Annotated in this window: 16 protein-coding genes; 12 read left to right on the forward strand and 4 right to left on the reverse strand. The window is 35.1% G+C overall.

Annotated elements, in window-relative coordinates; all coding sequences use genetic code 11:
- Positions 1 to 17: 17 nt before the first annotated feature.
- The 4 genes from D0817_RS08100 to xrtF form a co-directional block, all read right to left on the reverse strand.
- On the reverse strand, positions 18 to 2,024 hold the full coding sequence (locus D0817_RS08100; RefSeq protein ID WP_127337888.1) for a TonB-dependent receptor plug domain-containing protein: 2,007 nt from the start codon (positions 2,022 to 2,024) through the stop codon (positions 18 to 20).
- 102 nt (positions 2,025 to 2,126) lie between these two features.
- Positions 2,127 to 2,525, reverse strand: a complete 399-nt coding sequence (locus tag D0817_RS08105) for an HYC_CC_PP family protein (RefSeq protein WP_127337889.1) — start codon at positions 2,523 to 2,525, stop codon at positions 2,127 to 2,129.
- A 46-nt stretch (positions 2,526 to 2,571) separates the two neighbouring features.
- Positions 2,572 to 3,018 carry an exosortase F system-associated membrane protein gene (locus D0817_RS08110; protein ID WP_127337890.1) on the reverse strand — a complete coding sequence of 149 codons (447 nt, stop codon included), beginning with the start codon at positions 3,016 to 3,018 and terminating at the stop codon, positions 2,572 to 2,574.
- A complete protein-coding gene (gene xrtF, locus D0817_RS08115) occupies positions 3,008 to 3,544 on the reverse strand; it encodes an exosortase family protein XrtF (protein ID WP_127337891.1) in 537 nt (178 codons plus the stop codon). Before xrtF ends, D0817_RS08110 begins: the two co-directional genes overlap by 11 nt.
- Before the next feature lie 70 nt (positions 3,545 to 3,614).
- On the opposite strand from xrtF, the gene D0817_RS08120 reads away from it, so the two are divergent.
- The 12 genes from D0817_RS08120 to D0817_RS08175 all read left to right on the forward strand — a co-directional run bounded on the left by D0817_RS08120 (position 3,615) and on the right by D0817_RS08175 (position 21,480).
- Positions 3,615 to 4,070, forward strand: a complete 456-nt coding sequence (locus tag D0817_RS08120; RefSeq protein WP_127337892.1) for a GAF domain-containing protein — start codon at positions 3,615 to 3,617, stop codon at positions 4,068 to 4,070.
- Positions 4,071 to 4,233: 163 nt separating this feature from the next.
- Positions 4,234 to 4,500, forward strand: coding sequence for a 30S ribosomal protein S15 (gene rpsO, locus D0817_RS08125; protein WP_041516556.1), 267 nt, complete (start codon positions 4,234 to 4,236; stop codon positions 4,498 to 4,500).
- A gap of 180 nt (positions 4,501 to 4,680) precedes the next feature.
- Positions 4,681 to 6,816, forward strand: a complete 2,136-nt coding sequence (locus D0817_RS08130; protein WP_127337893.1) for a polyribonucleotide nucleotidyltransferase — start codon at positions 4,681 to 4,683, stop codon at positions 6,814 to 6,816.
- Between the two features lie 158 nt (positions 6,817 to 6,974).
- Positions 6,975 to 7,700, forward strand: coding sequence for a hypothetical protein (locus tag D0817_RS08135; protein ID WP_127337894.1), 726 nt, complete (start codon positions 6,975 to 6,977; stop codon positions 7,698 to 7,700).
- Between the two features lie 11 nt (positions 7,701 to 7,711).
- Positions 7,712 to 10,462, forward strand: coding sequence for a TonB-dependent receptor (locus D0817_RS08140; RefSeq protein ID WP_127337895.1), 2,751 nt, complete (start codon positions 7,712 to 7,714; stop codon positions 10,460 to 10,462).
- A 2-nt stretch (positions 10,463 to 10,464) separates the two neighbouring features.
- The gene (locus tag D0817_RS08145; protein ID WP_127337896.1) at positions 10,465 to 11,679 is read left to right on the forward strand and encodes a DUF4249 domain-containing protein; all 1,215 of its coding nucleotides are present in this window, start codon (positions 10,465 to 10,467) and stop codon (positions 11,677 to 11,679) included.
- Entirely contained in the window at positions 11,667 to 13,409 is a 1,743-nt protein-coding gene (locus D0817_RS08150; protein WP_127337897.1) for a hypothetical protein, read from the forward strand. The genes D0817_RS08145 and D0817_RS08150 overlap by 13 nt, the downstream gene beginning before the upstream one ends.
- Positions 13,410 to 13,604: 195 nt before the next feature.
- Positions 13,605 to 14,375, forward strand: coding sequence for a hypothetical protein (locus D0817_RS08155; RefSeq protein WP_127337898.1), 771 nt, complete (start codon positions 13,605 to 13,607; stop codon positions 14,373 to 14,375).
- Complete coding sequence (locus tag D0817_RS08160; RefSeq protein WP_238160844.1) at positions 14,362 to 17,157, forward strand: TonB-dependent receptor domain-containing protein; 2,796 nt, start codon at positions 14,362 to 14,364, stop codon at positions 17,155 to 17,157. Before D0817_RS08155 ends, D0817_RS08160 begins: the two co-directional genes overlap by 14 nt.
- Before the next feature lie 10 nt (positions 17,158 to 17,167).
- A complete protein-coding gene (locus D0817_RS08165) occupies positions 17,168 to 18,388 on the forward strand; it encodes a DUF4249 domain-containing protein (RefSeq protein WP_127337900.1) in 1,221 nt (406 codons plus the stop codon).
- Positions 18,389 to 18,478: 90 nt separating this feature from the next.
- Positions 18,479 to 19,705, forward strand: a complete 1,227-nt coding sequence (locus tag D0817_RS08170; RefSeq protein WP_127337901.1) for a DUF4249 domain-containing protein — start codon at positions 18,479 to 18,481, stop codon at positions 19,703 to 19,705.
- Positions 19,706 to 19,725: 20 nt separating this feature from the next.
- Positions 19,726 to 21,480, forward strand: a complete 1,755-nt coding sequence (locus tag D0817_RS08175) for a hypothetical protein (protein ID WP_127337902.1) — start codon at positions 19,726 to 19,728, stop codon at positions 21,478 to 21,480.
- The last annotated feature ends 23 nt before the right edge of the window (positions 21,481 to 21,503 follow it).

A 21,503-nucleotide genomic window follows, 5' to 3' on the forward strand; every position in this document is an offset into this window, starting at 1 on the left:
ATTTTTGTTTTTGTTTTTTATTTTATTTTAAATCGTAATCCTGCGTAATACATTTGCCCAAAAATTGGTGCGTACGCTACCGAAGCATCAAAATTGGGTCCAAAAGGATCACTGGCGCCTAAAATTGCTTTTTCCTGTTTGTAATTCCCTATGTTTTCGCCACCGATATAAACTTCAAATACCGAAGAAAAAACTCTGGTAACCTGCATATTCATAACTGCATAAGAAGGTGAAAAATCAGGAAACTGATCGGCAGCAGGATTTGATGCCGTATACGGCAATTGCTGTTTTCCCGACCAGTTGAAGGTATAGTCAAACTTCCATTGCCTGTCGTCATTCAGGCTGGTTTCATATTCAAGATTTCCCAGAAAACGGTGTTTTGCCTGCAACGGTCTTTGAAAAGTTCCTCTTAGATAATCGGTCTGGATATCGTAATATTTATAAGCTGTTCTCAGATTAAGATTATGAATCAACTCATAATTGAATTCCACCTGCAGGCTGTTTGCAAATGAATTCCCCTTAAGATTATAAAACAAAACTTCCTGAGGGCTCTGCATTAAATCGATAACGGCCTGATTCTGAAAATCCGTACGATACAAATCAAATCCGGCATCTGCATTTTTACCAAACAATTTGAACTTCTGGGAAAAACTCACACCGTAATTCCAGGCTATTTCAGGATTCAGTCCATAAATTTTTCCATTATTATCTAAAATTGAGAACGTTCTGGAACTTGCAAAAAGCTGCTGGTTTTCGGCAAAGATATTAGCCGAACGCTTGCCCCTCCCTGCTGAAAAACGAAGCACGGCATCTTTCCACGGATTGTATCTCAGGTGCAAACGCGGCGTTACAAAAACACCTAAGCGGTTATGATTGTCGACTCTTCCGCCTAAAATCACACTGAAGTTATCGGTATTATCATAGGTATATTCAAAAAATGCCCCAACCGAATTATCGATTCTGCTGTAATCATTTACATTTACAAACTCCTGATACTGATCGTACGAAAAATTCAGGCCCGTTGCAAATTTGTGCATCGTATTATTGATAATCGAATTGAAAATCAAATTCGAATAATAACTGTTTTGTTTGATGTTATACTGGTTTAGACCAAAATAAGATTCCTGGTTGTGGCTGTTGAAAGCATTCTGAAAACCAATACTCTGATACGGCATATCCTTAAAAACATAGCCGATTTTTGTAGAAACCTCAAAACGTTCTGTGTTGATTTCAGAGCCCCAATAGTTCGTTGTTCCCCTATCACGGTCTTTATTGAAATCAACTTCACCCGTCTGTTTTTTATCATTCATATACCTGAAATTGATAAAACTCACCAAACCGCTTTCGGCATCGTAATACTGATACCGGTTCAGAATATTGATTTGTTTTCCCAGCGGATTATCTAGAAAACCATCATTATTCATGTCGTTTTTTGCCACACGCGTATTGCCGTGAAGAAACAGGCTGGTTGCCCATTTATCGGATAATTTTTTATTGAAATGCGTATTCAGTTCAAAACGTGAATCAGTGGATCCGTAAGCATTGAGAAAAAACGGAATGTCACTTAACGGTTTTAAAAGCTCGGTATTAATTTGTCCCGAAATACTCTCGTATCCATTTATAACACTTCCGGCTCCTTTCGTAATCTGCACACTTTCGATCCAGGTTCCGGGAGTAAGGGATAAGCCATAGGCCTGGGAAGCGCCACGGACAGAGGGAATATTTTCTTCCGTAATCATTAAATACGGGCTTGTTAAACCCAGCATTTTAATTTGTTTGGTTCCAGTCAGAGCATCCGAAAAATTGACATCAATCGACGGATTTGTCTCGAAACTTTCGGCAAGGTTACAACAAGCGGCTTTTAGCAATTCTTTGCTTGTGACAAGCGTTGTGTTTGCGGTAACAGTATAGGATTTTTTAATCCCTTTTTGCTTTTTTGTAATTTTTACTTCTTCCAGATCTTCTTGCGAAAACACAGAAACGGAAAGCAAAAACATCACAAAAAGCATGATATTTTTTTGCATAAAAATGATTTTAATTATTTAGAAAATGCTGTTTCTTAAGTTTTGGGAAACACAAAAACAGTTCAATACAAGCCGTGAAAGACTTGATTCTAAATATTAAAATCAGGCGTAAAAAATATATTGTCTGTATAACTGATATAAAGGAGGTGCATTCGCATCAGAATAATAAGAAGTGATCTGATGGTTTTTGAAATTTGGTACAGCTAAAAAAGAAATCGGCACGAAATCCTGAATTACAGCAGGAAAAGCAACCTGAAAAAAGAATATTTTAAAAGTTGCGTTATCCGATTTTTTCTCGAAATGAACTACTTTATCTTTACAACAGGACGATTTTTTCTCAGAAGATCCACAACATTTCTTTTCAGGAGCAGCAGAAACTGTAGTATTTAAAGAAACGGAAGCGATTTTACCTCCGCAATAATGCACATCAAAAGCAAACCCCATGTTGGATACCAACAATAGGAACGCTAAAAATAATCCTGTGCACTTCTTTACATTCATAAGTGCAAAAATATTCAAAAGACCTTAGAAAAAAACTAATAAAATGTTATTTTTTCAAACCCTGCATCTGATAATAAAAGGCAGGAATAAAAAGCAAAACAAAAATGGGCTGAATAATAAACCTTCTGACGTAAAAAAGCAACCAGCTCCCGTCAGGAAAATAGTGGAGAATTACAAAAAATGCCGCGAAAAGGATCGCCAGGAAACAGCCGTACAAAATGGCACTGAACTTAACAATTTCCACGTCCTGAAACAGCACATAAATAAGCAGAAGCGATAAACCGGAGTTTAGAAAATAGCGAAGTAAAAGCCCGCAAAAAAGCTTAAAAACATCAACTTCAGGAAAAGGCAGTCCCTTGAAATCGGAATCAAAGTAAACCAAAAAAGGATCATAGAACAATGCCTCTTCAAAAGTTCTTATCAGTCCAAAGCATAGTACTATAAGGACCGCAATGATGATTTTTCCCTTGTGCTCCTTTATTTTACTTAGCATATTTTGAAAATTTGTTGACCCAGAAAACCCATAAACCAAAAACCAATCCGTAGATTATTAATGGGAAAAGGACTCCGTGGAGAAGATGTTCCTGTTGTCGAAAATGAAACAATAACACTGTCAATAGTCCAATCCGGATCACATTAAAAATATAAATCAGCGCAATACCAAACAGAATAAATAGTAAAGTCGTCTTAAACTTTCCGGAAAATGCCAGTACAAAAGAAACAAACAGAATCATAACGCTGACGGCATTACATCCTTCTACAATAATAACGGTAAACTTATTATGGTACCGAACTTCTAAGTAAGGACCTGAAAGACTTTTGGCAATTTTAGTATTTTCATTAAACAAATGCATCAGCTGCTCTACATTATGGCCAATCATTGTGGTTATCCCATCAATATCATTTGCTTCAAAGCTGTTTAAGTAAAATTTATAAATCACCGTCAATCCGATATAAGCAGCGAAAAAAGTGCCTATAAAAATCAGAAAGGGTTTAAATTGCTGTAAATATTTTTTCAAGTGAAATTTTTAACAAATTTATGTATTTTTTAATTTCAGTATTAAATACTTTTGCATAAAATTTTGCATTATGACATTTCAGGAATTACAACCAAAAATAAGCGCTATTATAGCTGATACAAATACGGTTAGAGACGAAAAATTATTATCTGTCTGCCAATTATTAAACGAAAACGTTGAATATTACAATTGGGTTGGATTTTATTTTGCGAATCATGAAAACAAAACCCTTCATTTAGGTCCTTATGTAGGGGCTGAAACCGATCATACCGTAATTCCTTTTGGAAAAGGAATCTGTGGCCAGGTGGCGGAAAGCAATGCTAACTTTGTGGTGCCGGATGTCGCTGCACAGGACAATTACATTGCCTGCAGTTTTACGGTAAAGTCTGAAATCGTTGTTCCTTTATTTGTTAACGGACAAAATATCGGTCAGATTGATATTGACAGTCACGTTATCGATCCGTTTACAGAAGCAGACGAAAGGTTTTTAGAATTTGTAAATCAGCAAGTTGCCAAATTATTTTAAAAATGAAGCACCTAACGTATTATCATAATGCTGTTTTTTCGCCTAAATTATTGGAACTTTAAATTTTTCAGTCTTTAAATTTATTTTTTCGAAAAAAAAATGTAATTTTGCACCGTCTTACAAAAGATGTACGACTACATAAAAATCATTAAATAATATTGGAATGTATTTAACTAAAGAAAAAAAAGAAGAGATTTTTGCACAACACGGTGAAGCAACAAACACTGGAAAAGCAGAAGCTCAAATTGCATTGTTCACTTACAGAATTTCACACTTAACTGAGCACTTGAAAAAAAATCGTCACGATTACAACACTGAGCGTTCTCTTGTACTGTTAGTAGGTAAAAGAAGATCTTTGTTGGATTACTTGAAAAAGAAAGAGATCAACAGATATCGTGAGATTATCAAAGTATTGAATATCAGAAAATAATCAATATAGAAAAGAGGTGCGAAAGTGCCTCTTTTTGTTTTTTACGGAATATATTTATTACAAGCATTTTATAAGAAAAAAAGTTTGGTTTTTCATTGGGTTTTAGAATAAACAACAACTACACACACAACAACTACAACACAACTAAAACCCATTGTATAACCAATAAGGAAAAAATTTATGATTCCACAATTATTTGTAGAAAGTATCGATTTAGGTGATGGCAGAAGCATCACAATCGAGACAGGCCGTTTAGCAAAACAAGCGGATGGTTCTGTAGTAGTAAGAATTGGTAAAACTGTTATTTTAGGAACAGTTGTATCATCAAGAAAAGCAAGTCCCGGTATTGACTTTTTACCATTAACGGTAGATTACCGTGAAAAATTTGCAGCAGCAGGTCGTTTTCCTGGAGGTTTCTTCAAAAGAGAAGCCCGTCCTAGTGATAGCGAAGTATTAACAATGAGATTAGTTGACCGTGTTTTACGTCCGCTTTTCCCAAGTGATTATCACGCAGAAGTTCAGGTTATGATTCAGCTTATGTCTCATGACGATGAAGTTATGCCGGATGCATTAGCAGGATTAGCCGCTTCGGCAGCACTTGCTTTGTCTGATATTCCTTTTGAAACTTTAATTTCTGAAGCCAGAGTGGGAAGAATTGACGGTAAATTTATCATCAATCCATCCCGTGCACAATTAGAATTATCTGATATTGATATGATGATTGGAGCTTCGACTGATTCTATCGCAATGGTAGAAGGAGAAATGAAAGAAATCTCAGAAGCTGAAATGTTAGAAGCGATTAAATTTGCGCACGAGCATATTAAAGTACAAATTGCAGCTCAGGAAAGACTGGCAGCTGCTTTTGGAAAAAAAGAAGTTCGTACTTATGAAACTGAAAAAACAGACGATGCTATTTACGCAAAAGTAAAAGCAGCGGCTTACGATAAAATTTACGCTATTGCAAGCAAAGGTTCAGCGAAACACGAACGTTCTGCTGCATTTGATGCTGTAAAAGAAGAAGTGAAAGCCTTATTTACTGAAGAAGAATTGGCGGAAAATGGAGATTTAGTTGCTAAATATTTCTACAAAACCAATAAAGAAGCGGTTCGTAATGTAACTTTAGATTTAGGAACGCGTCTTGACGGAAGAAAAACTACAGAAATCAGACCAATCTGGTGTGAAGTAGATTACTTACCATCTGTTCACGGTTCTGCATTGTTTACACGTGGAGAAACCCAGGCTTTGGCAACAGCAACTTTAGGAACATCCAGAGAAGCAAACCAAATTGATTCCCCATCTGAACAAGGAGAAGAAAAATTCTATTTACATTATAACTTCCCACCATTTTCTACTGGAGAAGCCCGTCCGTTAAGAGGAACTTCAAGAAGAGAAGTCGGACACGGAAACCTGGCACAAAGAGCGTTGAAAAACATGATTCCTGCTGAAAATCCATATACGATCAGAGTTGTTTCTGAAGTACTGGAATCAAATGGTTCCTCTTCTATGGCTACCGTTTGTGCGGGAACATTAGCTTTAATGGATGCCGGTATTCAAATGATTCGTCCGGTTTCAGGAATTGCAATGGGATTGATTACAGACGGAGAACGTTTTGCAGTTTTATCTGATATTTTAGGTGATGAAGATCACTTAGGAGATATGGATTTCAAAGTAACCGGAACTTCTGAAGGTATTACAGCTTGTCAGATGGACATCAAAATTGACGGATTGAAATACGAAATCATGGAGCAGGCTTTGGCTCAGGCCCGTGAAGGACGTTTGCATATTTTAGGAAAATTACTTGAAACTCTTGCAAAACCAAATGCAGATGTTAAAGCACACTCTCCTAAAATCATCACCAGAACTATTCCTGGAAGTTTTATCGGAGCGTTGATCGGACCTGGTGGAAAAGTAATTCAGGAATTACAAAAAGCTACCGGAACGACTATCGTGATCAACGAAGTAAACGAAGAAGGTGTGATCGAAATCTTAGGGACAGATCCTGCAGGAATTGAAGCAGTATTGGCTAAAATTAAGTCAATCACTTTCAAACCACAAATGGGAGAAGCTTACGAAGTAAAAGTAATTAAAATGCTTGACTTTGGAGCTGTAGTAGAATATACTGCTGCACCAGGAAACGAAGTATTGCTTCACGTATCTGAGCTAGCCTGGGAACGTACTGAAAATGTTACCGATGTTGTAAACATGGGAGATGTTTTTGAAGTGAAATACTTAGGTCTTGATCCTAAAACAAGAAAAGAAAAAGTGTCCAGAAAAGCGCTTTTACAAAGACCTCCACGCGAGGACAAAAAAGAGTAATCAGATCTTAGTTTACTAAAGGTTTATTCATAGAAAACCCCAATTCATTTATTTGAATTGGGGTTTTTCGTTTGAAAGACCAAATAAAAATGGTTTTATAATATTTTTTTGATACTTTTGGAAATACCAAACCAAAAACACAAAAAACCAAAAATCCTTTGAAAAAGCTTCAAAAAAATCTGTATTTTTTAATTTTATTTGGATTATTCCTAAACATTTATAATATTCACAGCCAAACCAACAATGAAGTTTCTACTTATAACTGGTTTGATAAAAATCTTGGAATAGAATCTTTAGACTTCAAAAACGGACCCGCCCATTTAAACTTTGATAAAACAGCCAATAATCAGAATCGCTATTATATTGATGATTTTAAAAACGGCAGTATTATGTACAATGGCCAGCACTATTTCGATTTGTACTTAAAGTATGATATCTATGCCGATGAATTAGTATTAAGGCCGTATGCCGAATCCAACACTACAAAAATAAATATCATTAAGGATTATGTCAGTTCTTTTAAGATTGGCAATCAAAAATTTACCAACCTAAAAGAACTAAGTGCGCCGAATCTCAAAAAAGGCTATTACGAAGAAGTGATTCTTGCTAACAACACCATTCTTTACATCAAATATTACAAGGAGAGAAACAATGTCGTGGGAGAGAACGCTTTTTACATCGGGTATCTTCTTAAATATGATTATATTCTTTTTAAGGACAACGATTTCCATTTAATAAATGATAAGAAAGAAATCATAAAATTATATCCTGAAGACAAAAGAAAAATAAATGATTTCTATTTTAAGAACCGAAACTTAAAAAAGGAAGACCCCTCATTATTTATCAAAAATCTAATGAGATACATTAACAATTTAAATCTGTAGAAATTATCCCAATGAGAATATTTACTATTATTTTATTATTTTTTGGTTTAAATCAATTCATGTATGCGCAGGGTCAACAAACAAAAATCAGCATCAGTTACAGTAATGTTAACAGGGTCGAGGTTTTAAAAAAAATAGAAGCTTCAACCCATTTTACATTTTATTTTCAGGAAGACTGGTTTGATAAAACCGTTCTGATATCAGGAAATTATTCCAATGAAACCATTCAGGAAATATTAGCAAAAGTTTTTGAAGATACAGAGCTTAATTTTTTTATTGATGATACTAAAATCATACTAACGAAAAACAGTATTATTTACGACAAATACAAAGGAAAAACCGCAAAAGGCACTGAAAAATCCAAAACTCCAATCTTTTTCCAACAATATGATTCGGTTAAAAAAAACAAGACAGATACCACCGCTCCAATTGCCTTAATTGGAAAAGAAGCCGCAGCTTCTGAAATTGATTTCTATACGCTTTCAGGACATATTACGGACCTAAAAGACAACAAACCTCTGGCAGATATTACGGTTAAAGCCAAAAACACCTCTATCAGTACCATTACGAATGCAGAGGGATTTTACAGCTTAAAGCTTCCAACCGGAATAAGTACTATCGAAATTGAATCTGTTTTTTACAGATCTGCCTCCCGAAAAATAATGATTTACAGCAATGGTAATCTTGACTTTTCGACCACTGAAAAGATAAACCAACTGGATGAAGTGGTCGTAAAAGGAAAAGGCAATCAGAATGTCAGGACTGCTATAACAGGCGTTACCACTATTGAAGCAGAAGGAGTAAAAACGATTCCTTTGGTTCTTGGAGAAAGGGACATTCTTAAAGTTGCGCTGACTATTCCCGGAGTAAAAACGGCAGGTGAAGGTTCGTCCGGTTTTAATGTTCGTGGAGGAAAAGAAGATCAGAATCTTGTATTATTAGACAATGCAACGCTATACAACCCCACTCACCTATTCGGGTTCTTCTCTTCTCTCAACCCTTATACCATTAACAAAGTAGACATTTATAAAGGAGGAATTCCTTCCGAATATGGCGGCAGATTATCCTCTGTTTTTGATATTGTTTCTAAAAATGGAAACACAGAAAAATTTTCCGGTGAAGGAGGTATAGGTCCCGTAACAAGCAATCTTACTGCTTCAATTCCTGTTGTAAAAGGAAAAGCAAGCTTATTGGTTGGAGGAAGAGCCACCTATTCTGACTGGATTTTAAAAACGCTTGACGATGAAAACCTAAAAAACAGCCATGCCTCTTTTTATGATTTAATTGCGAAATACAATCATAAAATAAACAAAAACAACGCTGTTGAAGGAACTGTATATTACAGTAAAGACGCTTACACGATAACGCCTGACTCTTTATACAAGTACAGTAACAGGCTGGTTTCTCTAAAATGGAAACATACTTTTAATGAAAAAACAAGCAGCGAATTTAACGTAACCAACAGCGAATATAAATTCAGTATTGATTACGAATCCCCTACTCCTGAATCATTTTTATTTAAATATAAAATTGACGAGACCCAATTCAACGTAAAATTTAATACGCTGTATACTGATAAACATAAATTTACTTACGGACTTTCGAGCAAAATTTATAAAATTAATCCCGGACAATTAAACCCAAATGACGAATCTTCATTGATAGCTCCAATACGGATTGATGACGAAAAAGGCTGGGAATCGGCATTATTTTTTTCGGATAAGTTTGAAATTACAGATCAATTATTGCTCGATATTGGCGCAAGATATTCGTTTTATGCCGCGTTGGGAGCAGCAACCCAAAAGATTTATCAGGATGGAGTCCCAAAAACACCATCAACAGTTATAGAGGAAAAAAAATATGGCACCAATGAGGTTATTAATTCCTCCGGAGGTTTTGAACCCAGAATTGGATTACGCTATATTGTTGACGACAGTTTCTTTATAAAAGCCGGCTTCGACAAAAATTTTCAATACATTCATTTACTATCAAACAACACCACACAATCGCCAACAGATACCTGGAAATTATCGGATCTGAATGTTAAACCGCAAAGCGGATTACAATATTCATTAGGTCTTTTTAAAACATTAGATTACGAACATTTAGAACTAAGCCTGGAAGGATATTATAAGACTTCCAAGAATATTTTAGACTACAAAGTTGGAGCCAACATACTTTTAAATCAAAATCTGGAAACCGAATTACTGCAGGGGGAAGGAAAAGCCTACGGGGTAGAATTTTTATTAAAAAAGCCGTACGGAAGACTTAACGGATGGATTGGCTATACCTACTCTAGAGCTTTTATAAAACTAGACAGTCAGTTTAATGATGAAAAGGTGAATGGCGGAAATTATTTCCGTGCCAATTTTGACAAACCTCATGATGTAAGTATTGTGATGAATTACAAATTTACACATCGTTACAGCTTTTCTTCTAATTTTGTTTATCAAACCGGCAGGCCAGTTACCTATCCTATTGGAAAATACACCTATGAAGGAGCAGAATATACCCTTTACAGTGACCGAAATAAATTTAGAATTCCTGATTATTACAGACTCGATATTGGGTTAAATATTGAGGGAAATCATAAGATAAAGAAACTGGCACATAGTTTTTGGAACATTTCAGTATACAATGTATTGGGAAGAAACAATCCCTACTCTATCTTTTTTGTAACGAAAGAAGGCCAGGTAAAGGCGTACCAAACTTCTATTTTTGGAATGCCGATACCTACTATTACTTATAATTTTAAATTTTAAAGATGATGAAAAAGATCTTTCTGTATAGCTTTCCCGGAATTGCACTCTTAGCATCAATTTTCGGCTGCACTACGCCCTATAATTATCAAAACAATGACTTTGAAGATGTTATAATAGTAGAAGCTACCTTAACAAACGAATATAAAAACCACGAAGTAAAAATTTCCAGAACGTATTCTCTGGAAGAAAGCTTTCCGCAATTTGAATCTCAGGCTATTGTCAATGTAACCGATGATTTAGGAAATAAATACGATTTTGCCGAGACCGGCTCTTCCTACATATCTGTCGATAAATTTCAGGCAGTTCCGGAGCGGCAATACCAATTACATATTGTAACCAAAAACGGAAGAACATATGTTTCGGGTACAGAAAAACTGACCACTCAGACGCAGATTGGAAGTGTAGTGCCAAATGTAACAACCAAAAATGGAATACGCGGTGTACAAATTGAAGTAAACAGCTCGGACCCCACGAGTACATCCAGATATTACAGGTATAAATATGATGAAACCTATAAAGTTGTAGCGCCTATTTGGTTTTCCCAGGAAGCTGTTCCTGCTGGCAATGTGGTCACCCCTAGTCCAAGAACCACAGAAGCACGAACTTGCTATTCAGATCAAAAATCGAATGAAATAATACTAACAAGCACCAACGACTTATCTGAAGACCGGGTGAGTAATTTCCCTGTCAAGTTCATCAGCAGCAAAGACCACATCATTAGAAACAGATATAGTATTCTGGTAAAACAATATGTGCAAACTCTTGCTGCCCATACCTATTATGAAACGCTAAAAGAAATATCAGATAACGGAAGCATTTTGTCGCAGACCCAACCCGGTTTCTTTCGTGGAAATATCAAATCTGTTGATGATTCGCGTGAAAAAGTAATTGGTTTTTTTGAAGTGTCGTCTTATTCCGAAAAAAGAATATTTTTTAATTTTAATGATCTTTTTCCCAAAACACCATCTCCGGAATACCAATATTACTGCCCAATAGTAATTCCTGAAGGCGAAGCTGCCAATTTTTATTTTAATAATTGCTACAATACAAGTCCAAATTCAACTTGTCAGGGCCCAACTATAGTAGAATTAATCAAAACACGGGCAAGAGTGTTTTTCCCAACCGACGACTCTCAAAAAATTATATTATATACTATACAATGCGGAGATTGTACCTCCTTTTCCTCAAACATAAAACCATCATTTTGGATAGACTAAGATATTTATTGGGCCTAACTTTACTACTAAGTTATCAGCAAATTGTATTTGCTCAGAAAAATAATGCTTTAGCGGAACTTAAAACTATCGACAAAAATTTAAACGAGTCGGTTTTCATCAGCACTAATACGAACTCTTTCTTAACAGGTGAGACGTTGTACTATAAAATATTTTGTGTTGACAAAACCACAAATGCACCCACAAAATACACCAAAGTCGCTTATTTTGAACTCATTGACAATAATAAAAGGCCCGTTGTCACCCATAAACTATTTCTGGAAAACGGAAGCGGGAATGGCGATTTTTTTATTCCAACTACATTAGAAACCGGAACTTATAAAATTATTGGATATACAAACTGGATGTTGTCAAATAATGGCGCTGAAGAATTTTTCAATACTGATATTTATATTGTAAACCCTTATAGGGAAAAAGCAGTTGATACTCCTGATCCTGTTACCGATCCCAAAGAGATCGTGTTTTCAAGTACAACTACTGATAATATTTCGTTTGATTTAAAGAACAAAATATTTAATAATCGCGAGCAGGTAGAGCTAAAAGTCAATGCCGTTTCTGATGATTTTTTAAAAGGAAATTATATGATTTCGGTTAGGAAAACAGATGGTTTTTTAGCGCAAAATAAAATAATTTTTAGCGATTATCAGGCAACACATCAGAGTTCTTCTTACAGCAATATCCTTAATAACTCAAATTTTGCATGGCCTGAAGTAAGAGGAGAGATAATCTCCGGAAGAATAACATCTGCAACGGAAGAAATTAAAAATAAACAAATTGGCCTTTCGGTTGCAGGTAAAAATTATGATGCGAAAATTGGCAAAACAGACGAGCAGGGGAGATTTACTTTTAATATAGAAAAAGCAAATCCAAACCCTAATATTATCATTCAGGTACTGGAATATAACAAAGAAAGTTATACCATCGAAATGGACAAACAGAAGGAAGCGGATCTTTCTAACCTAAAATTTTCTGATTTGAAATTCAATCCGGACTCGGACAAAAATATAACCGAAAGACTGGTTTCAAGTCAGGTAGAAAACGCCTATTACAACATCAAAAAAGACAGTTTGCTTTCTCCTGCTAATTTTGCTCCGTTTTATGGTTCTCTGTCTAAAGAATATAAACTTGATGATTTTACAAGATTTCCAACCATGGAAGAAACCATTACAGAAGTGGTAAGCGGAGTAGTTTTCAGAAAAAACAATCAAAACTATTCTTTGCATGTATATGATTATGATGAAAATTACGAGTCCTCGTCGCAACCATTAGTTGTTGTTGACGGGCTTATTCTTGACGATTTAAACGAATTTTTCACCTACAACCCTAAGAATATTTATAAAGTCAATGTTGTAAAAGGACTTTATTATTATGGTTCAAAATCATTTAACGGAGTGGTAGCGTTTACTACAAAAAATGGAGATTATAAAACTAAACTAAAAGGTAATTTTATAATAAGACCGGACCTTTTGAGGCCTCAGGGTAAAAAAGAATACTTTCAACCGGATTATTCAGACAATAAAAATACCAGAATCCCAGATTACAGGCATCAGCTTTTATGGGTACCCAATACCGATTTAAGTGGTGCCAGTATTAAATTTTACACATCCGATATATCGGGGAAATTTGAGGTCCTCTTAGAAGGATTTTCAGCAAGTGGAAAGCCTGTTTATATCAGGGAAATTATCGAAGTAAAAAAATCCAATTCTAATTAATCTTTGGAATAATTCGCATAATGAACTGTTCTAATTCGTAAATCGGCCTTTTAGAAACATTTTCTTGAAGAAAATGAACCATTCCGTTAAAAAATATAAATAAATAGTATGTTTTAACAATGATTGTGTGATTTTTATCACATTTTTTAATACTTTTGAAATCATCAAAACAAATCATCAAAACCACACAATATTTTGAAAAATTATCAAAATAAATCTATTTTCCTTATCTTATTTGGATTATTCTTAAACATTTATGCCATACATAGCCAGACAAGCAATAGTGCTTCTTTATACAAATGGTTTGACAAGAGTGTTGGTAAACAAAACTTAGAGCTCTACAATGGCCCGCGTCATGTTAATCTTTACAGGACGCTGGATAAAAGTCATAGTTATTATTTTTCCAACAACTACAGCATTGGAGATCTTAATTATCAGGGGCAGAATTACTATAATCTGGATCTAAAATATGATATCAATAATGACATCATTGTATTGAGGGTTAATGGAGAATACGATTATTTGGGCATGAGCCTGATTAAAGAGAAAACGGCCTGGTTTACGCTTAATAACAAAAAATTCATCAATATCAATTTCAATAACCCTGCAAGCCCGGCTTACATGACCGGTTATTATCAGGAAATCCTTTTTTCAAAAAACATTACACTTTACATCAAACATCATAAAAACAGAACAAAAGTTATTGACACCAAGGTCATTTCTGATGGAACCAATCAGAACAGCTCTGATGAATTCAAAGAAAAAAATGAGTATGTCTTAAAATACAAAGATGCGTACTATAAGATAAGTTCAAAAAGTGACGTTATTGAAATTTTTCCGGAGCAAAAAAGCGAAATAAAAAGATACTATAACTCTAACACTCAATTAGAAGAATTCGATAAGAAGGTTTTTATTGAAAATTTAATAAAAGAAATCAACAGTCTTATCCCTAATGAAGTCAATTAAAGAAATGAGAAAAATTATATTAGTCCTGTTTTTATTAGCTTTTCATACGTTATCGTTTAGTCAGGAAAAAAAGAACAACATATCAATTGAATTTAAAAATGCCGACTTAAAAACAGCTATAGAAAGTCTCGAAAAAGCGGCTGGCTACAAATTTTATTTTGATGAAAACTGGCTCAAATCTGAAACTGTTTTAATAAACGGAATTTATACAGATACTTCCCTTGACGAAATCCTTAGTGCTGTTTTCGAAAAAACAAACCTCAATTACTTCATTACCAATAAAAAAATAATACTGACAAAAAATACTATCATCCACAGTTCACTGCCTGATAATTATTTTGAACCAGCAACCGCTTCGCAGACAATTGCCGAAAATAAGGACAAAACAAAACCTTTGTTTCATCAGCAACTCGATACGAAAAAACAAAATACTACCACTAACGGCATAACCTATATTGGGAAAGAAAAAAAAGGAGAAGAATTAAAATCATACACCTTATCCGGCACCATAAAGAATGAAAAAACTAAAAAACCTCTTTCTAATGTAACCATTAAAGTGCGTGATAAAAACATCAGCACCACAACTGACGAGCAGGGTAATTATAAAATTGATGTTCCTTCTGGCCTCAATTATATAGAGATAGAGTCTATCAATCATAGAAAAGACACTCAGCCTATTATGGTCTATGATAATGGCAAACTCGATGTAACGCTTTACGAAAGCATCAATGAGCTGGACGAAGTAGTGATCAATAAGAACGCCAATAGAAATGTAAAAACTGCCGTAGCCGGGGTTTCGAGTATAGATGTGGAAGGAATAAAAAACATTCCACTGGTCCTGGGGGAACGTGATATTTTCAGGGTTGCCACCACCTTACCCGGAATTAAAACTACCGGTGAAGGCTCTGCAGGATTTAACGTCCGTGGAGGAAAAGACGATCAGAACCTGATACTTTTAGACAATGCTGTTTTATACAATACGTCGCATTTCCTTGGTTTTTTCTCTGCTGTTAATCCATACACAACCAGCAAAGTAGACATTTACAAAGGAAGTATACCGGCAAGGTTTGGCGGAAGATTATCTTCTGTTTTTGATATTACCACAAAAAATGGCAATCCTGAAAAATTCTCAGGTGAAGGAGGAATCGGATCTGTAACCAGTAACCTTTCGATAAGTACGCCAATAATCAAAAATAAATCAAGCTTATTAGTCGGTATCAGAGGAACCTATTCTGAATGGATCCTAAAACGATTAAAAGATGAATCGTTAAAAAACAGTGAAGCTTCCTTTTTTGACGGAATCCTAAAATACAATCACAAAATAAGCACCAATAACAATATTGAGACCACTTTATATTACAGTAAAGATCGTTTTAGTATTTCTTCGGATTCTGTTTATAAATACAGTAACGCATTGGTTTCCTTAAAATGGAATCACTCTTTCAATGCCAAAAGTAAAGCTGATCTGATATTTACGAATAGTGAATACAAATTTAATATTGACTATGACAACGGAGGCATCAATTCGTTTGATTACGGATATAAACTAAATGAAACACAGGGTATTCTAAATGGAAATTATACCTTAAATAAAAAGCATGCTTTTAATTACGGCGTTTCAAGCAAACTTTACAATGTTGATCCGGGATATCTGCATCCTAAAAAACCGGAAGATGCTACTTTAATTCCTGTAAATATAGACGGCGAGAAAGCATTAGAATCAGCGGTTTATTTTTCGGACAATTATAATATTACCGAAAAATTACTGATTACTCTGGGTTTACGCTATTCGAGTTATTCAGCACTGGGGGAAGCCACGGAAAGAATTTACCAAAGCAATGCTCCCATTAATGACGATACGGTAATAGGTTCCCAATATTACAAGAAAAACGAAGCTATTAAAACGTATGGCGGATTTGAACCCCGAATTGCAGCCCGTTATCTATTTACGGATGACTTCTCTGTAAAAGCCAGTTATGACAAGACGTATCAGTACATTCACTTATTGACCAGCAATACGACACAATCCCCTACTGATGCCTGGAAGTTATCTGATCTAAACATAGCGCCTCAAAAAGCACAGCAATTTTCATTGGGTCTGTATAAAAACCTGGACGATGACAATTTAGAACTTAGTTTAGAAGGCTATTATAAAAAATCAGACAATTTATTAGACTATAAGGTAGGTGCTGAATTGCTATTGAATAAAAATCCTGAAACACAATTGCTTCAGGGAGAAGGAAAGGCTTACGGAATTGAGTTCCTGATCAAAAAGAATACAGGCAAACTTAATGGCTGGCTAGGCTACACTTATGCACGTACTTTTATCAAGTCAGACAGTCAGTTTCTGGAAGAAAAGGTAAACAATGGCCATTATTTCCCGACAAATTTCGACAAGCCACACGAAGTAAGTGCGGTATTAAATTATAAATTCACAAAAAGATATAGTCTTTCCAGTAATTTCGTATACCAATCCGGAAGACCAATTACCTATCCGATAGGCAGCTATGTCTATAATGGTTTGGAATATACCTTATATAGCGATAGGAATAAATTTAGAATCCCTGATTACTATAGATTAGATGTTGGTTTTAATATCGAAGGAAATCATAAAATCAAAAAGCTGTCGCATAGTTTCTGGAACATATCGATTTATAATGTTTTAGGCAGAAACAATCCGTATTCTATCTTTTTTGTAACGACAAATGGTGAGATAAAAGCATACAAAACGTCTATATTTTCGGTGCCTATTCCAACCATAACTTATAATGTCAAATTTTAATATTCATTAAATGAAGTTCATCATGCGACATATTCGTTTTCTGTGTAAAGCAATTGCTTTAGTCATTTTTTGCCTTTCTATGGGCAGTTGTACGGAGCAATATGCTTTTCAGACCAATACATTTGAAAACATACTTGTGGTACAGGCTAACATTACAAATGAGTTAAAAAAACAGGAAATTAAGATTACGAGATCCTATCGTCTGGAGGAAAACTTACCAACTCCCGAAAAAGGAGCTATCGTTTACGTAACCGACAGTGAAAAAAACAGCTACGAATTTGAATTTGAAGACTTCTCCGGTCTTTACGTTTCCAGTAATCCTTTTCAGGCAGTGCCCGGGAGATCCTATCAATTGAATTTCTCCACCAAAGATGGAAAATCATATTCGTCTGAAATGGAAACGCTGACTCCTGTTAGTGAAATTCAGGTAGAGCCAAAAATCGAAACCGTTGACGGAGAAAAAGGGGTACAAATAAGGGTAACCAGTTTTGATCCCAGTTCAAAATCACAATTTTACAGATTCGAATATGACGAAACATACAAAGTAGTAGCGCCCGACTGGAAACCTAATAAACTTATTGTAGACCCCAGCAACCCGGGTCCGGAGTACACTTTCCTGACTGTTCCCAGAAACAATGGCGAATCAAGAATATGCTACACCACAAAAAAATCAGATGATTTAATGTTAATAAGCAATGTAGGCCTTAGTGAAGACCGTATCAATCTGCCGATCCGTTTCATAAATATCAAAGATCCGGTTATAATGCAGCGTTACAGCATTATAGTCCGCCAATATGTTCAGAATTTAGCCTCTTATACGTATTACAAAACATTAAAAAACCTTTCTACTTCTGCGAGTCTGCTTTCACAGGTACAGCCAGGGTTTAATTATGGTAATTTAAAATCAAATGATGATCCGAATGAGAAAATAATTGGTCTGTTTGAGGTATCATCAATTTCATCAAAAAGAATATTTTTCAATTTCAGGGATATTTTTATAACGGAACAACATCCTTCATTTTTTTTCAGTTGTGCACCACTTGAATTATTGAATTGCTGGGATGTGGGTTGCGGCGGCCCAAAAATATATTCCATAGTTACGGGATTAGGACGAGAGTTTATATTTTACGGATCTCAGAACTATATGGAAAGAATCATATTTGTTCCGGCACCTTGTGGTGATTGTACGCAAATTTCATCTAACATCAGACCTTTATTCTGGATAGATTAAAAATACAAACACAATAATAGTAACACCTGACCTTTAGTTATTATACCAAACAGGTCGTTAAGAAAAAAAGAGAATACAAATTACCTAATTATGAAATTTATAATTCAACATATCAACTTTTTAGGGAAGACTATTGCTTTAGTACTTTTTTGCCTTTTTATGGGCAGTTGTACGGAGCAATATGCTTTTCAAACCAACACCTTTGAAAGTATACCGGTTGTTCAGGCAATCCTTACAAATGAATTAAAAAAGCAGGAAGTAAAAATTACGCGATCCTATCGTCTGGAGGAAAATGGCCCAACTCCTGAAAAAGGAGCAACTGTCTTCATCACCGATAGCGATAATAATACCTATGAATTTGAATTTGAAGAATTCTCCGGTCTCTATGTGTCAAACACTCCTTTTCAGGCGGTTCCCGGAAAATCTTATCAGCTGAATATAACAACCCCGGACGGAAAATCATACTCGTCTGTACCAGAAACGTTAACTCCTGTTACCGAAATTCAGGTCGAACCAAAAATCGAAACAATCGAGGGGCAAAAAGGGGTACAAATAGTAGTAACCAGCTATGACCCGACTTCAAAATCACAATTTTACAGATTCGAATACGACGAAACTTATAAAATAGTATCTCCGGACTGGAAACCTAATAAACTGATCTTAGATCCCAGCAATCCTGGCCCTGATTTTACATATCTGACTGTGCCCAGAGACAACGGCGAATCAAGAGTTTGTTTTACCACTAAAAAATCAGATGACTTACTGTTAATCAGCAATGTGGGCCTTAGTGAAGACCGAATCAATCTGCCCATACGTTTTATAGATATAAAAAGTCCGATACTTTACGAACGATACAGTATTATGGTGCGGGAATATGTGCAGAATTTAGCCTCTTATACCTATTACAAAACCTTAAAAAACCTTTCTACTTCCTCCAGTCTTTTATCACAAGTTCAGCCCGGATTTAATTATGGTAATTTAAAATCAAATGATAATTCAGACGAGAAAATTATTGGCTATTTTGAAGTCTCATCCGTTTCATCAAAAAGAATATTTTTTAATTTCAGGGATATCTTTAAAGACGATCCCTACCCGCCATTTATTGCAGATTGCAGTCAGACACTATCCTTAGCCAACTGCTTTACGGACAAGTTCTGCAGAGGGCCGCAAATATATTCGATAGTTACAGGGGCCGGAAGAGAGTATGTGTTTTTTGCCGCTCTTAATAATAACAACACCTATGTTTTTACTCCTGCACCTTGTGGTGACTGTACTAAAATTTCATCTAACATTAAACCTTTATTTTGGATAGATTAAAACGAATAACCAGCACAATAATGGTAATAGCAATAAATACTTTTGCTATTGCCCAAAATAGTTCATTAAACAAAAATGAAGCTATTAGTACAGCTACGACTGAAAATATATTTGTTCACTTAAGCAACACAACATTAATTACCGGAGAGACGCTGCATTGCAAATTGTATTGTACCAATCCGGTCAATAATGCTTTGAGTAAAATCAGTAAAATTGCATATGTTGATCTTATCAATAGTGACAATCAGATTGTTTTTACCAACAAAATTTATCTGGATAACGGAAAAGGGCAGGGTGACTTTTTCATACCGACCACAATTGAAACAGGCAGCTACAAACTTATTGCCTACACCAAATGGATGTTAAATAAAAATGATTTTAAAACTTCCAAAACGGATCTTTTAGTAATAAATCCCTATTTAGCCGGTAAAAAATCTAACTCCGGTACGAATTCTAGTTCCCAGAACAAAGAAACAAATGTATTAGCGGGTGGATCTGCTGCAGAGAATGACATTAAGGATAAAAATTTCGCAATAGCATTAGATAAAAATATATTTCAGGAAAGAGAACTGGTTCAGTTAAAAATAAAATCGTTAACTCCTGCAATCAGAAAAGGTAGTTTTTCTCTTTCTGTAAAGAAAATTGATAATTTGCCTGCTAAAAAACAATTGAACGCTTCAGAGTTTGTAAAATTCAACTCTACTAATGAAGTAACAAACAGAGTAAATGATTCAATCCAATTTATTCCTGAGCTTAGAGGTGAGATTATTTCAGGCGTCATTACAAATAGCAAAGACCCTAAGCAAGTAAGCCATAAAAACGTAGCCTTGTCTATTCCCGGTAAAGAATTTGCCTTTAAAATTGTTCAGACCAATTCAGTGGGAAGATTTAACTTTATTCTGGATAAAGATCCAAACTATTCCAGTGTTGTTGTTCAGGTAGTGGAAAATGATAAGAACGACTATAAAATAGAAATCGATAAAAACACAGGATACAATTTGTCTGACTTAAAAACCACCGACGAGCTATCCCTGACTGCTGATTATAAAGAAGCTATCGAACAAAGATCCGTTGCCAACCAGATAGAGAATTCGTATTACCCGCTAAAAAAAGACAGTATAGCGGCTAATCAGAGTACTTTTCCGTTTTATCATCCGCTGGAAAAAGAATATGTACTGGCTGACTATACAAAATTCCCTACCCTAAAGGAAACCATTACAGAAGTTGTAAAAGAGATGTATTATCGTGAAAAAGACAATAATTATTCCTTAAATCTGAGAGATATCAATTACGACCTGGAATATTTTTCGGAACCGGCTCTGGTATTGGTAGACGGGCTTTTAATTCAAAACGTAAATGAATTATTTACTTACAAAACAGAAAACATCTATAAAGTCAGCATTGTTCCGGGCGTCTATTTTTACGGGCCAAAAGCTTTTAATGGCGTAATCAATTTCACTACTAAAAACACTGATTACGTAACGTCGGCAAATGGCAGTTATATCTTAAAAACTGAAATTCAAAGACCTCAGAATAAAATCATCGCTTTCAAAGAAGATTACACCGATAAAAGCAAATACGAAAGAATTCCGGATTTCAGATACCAATTGCTTTGGCAGCCGGAATTAACTTTAGAAAACAAAGAAAATACAATCTCCTTTTTTACCTCTGATGTTTCAGGTAAATACGAAGTAAACCTCGAAGGATTTACAAATGAAGGAACTCCTGTTTCCTTAAAAGAAACTTTTGAAGTAAAAGATTCAACAGTAAATTAAAAAATAAAGCAATGTTTTTCTCC

Origin of the sequence: Flavobacterium cupreum (assembly GCF_003996965.1) — a bacterium.
Classification (GTDB): domain Bacteria; phylum Bacteroidota; class Bacteroidia; order Flavobacteriales; family Flavobacteriaceae; genus Flavobacterium; species Flavobacterium cupreum.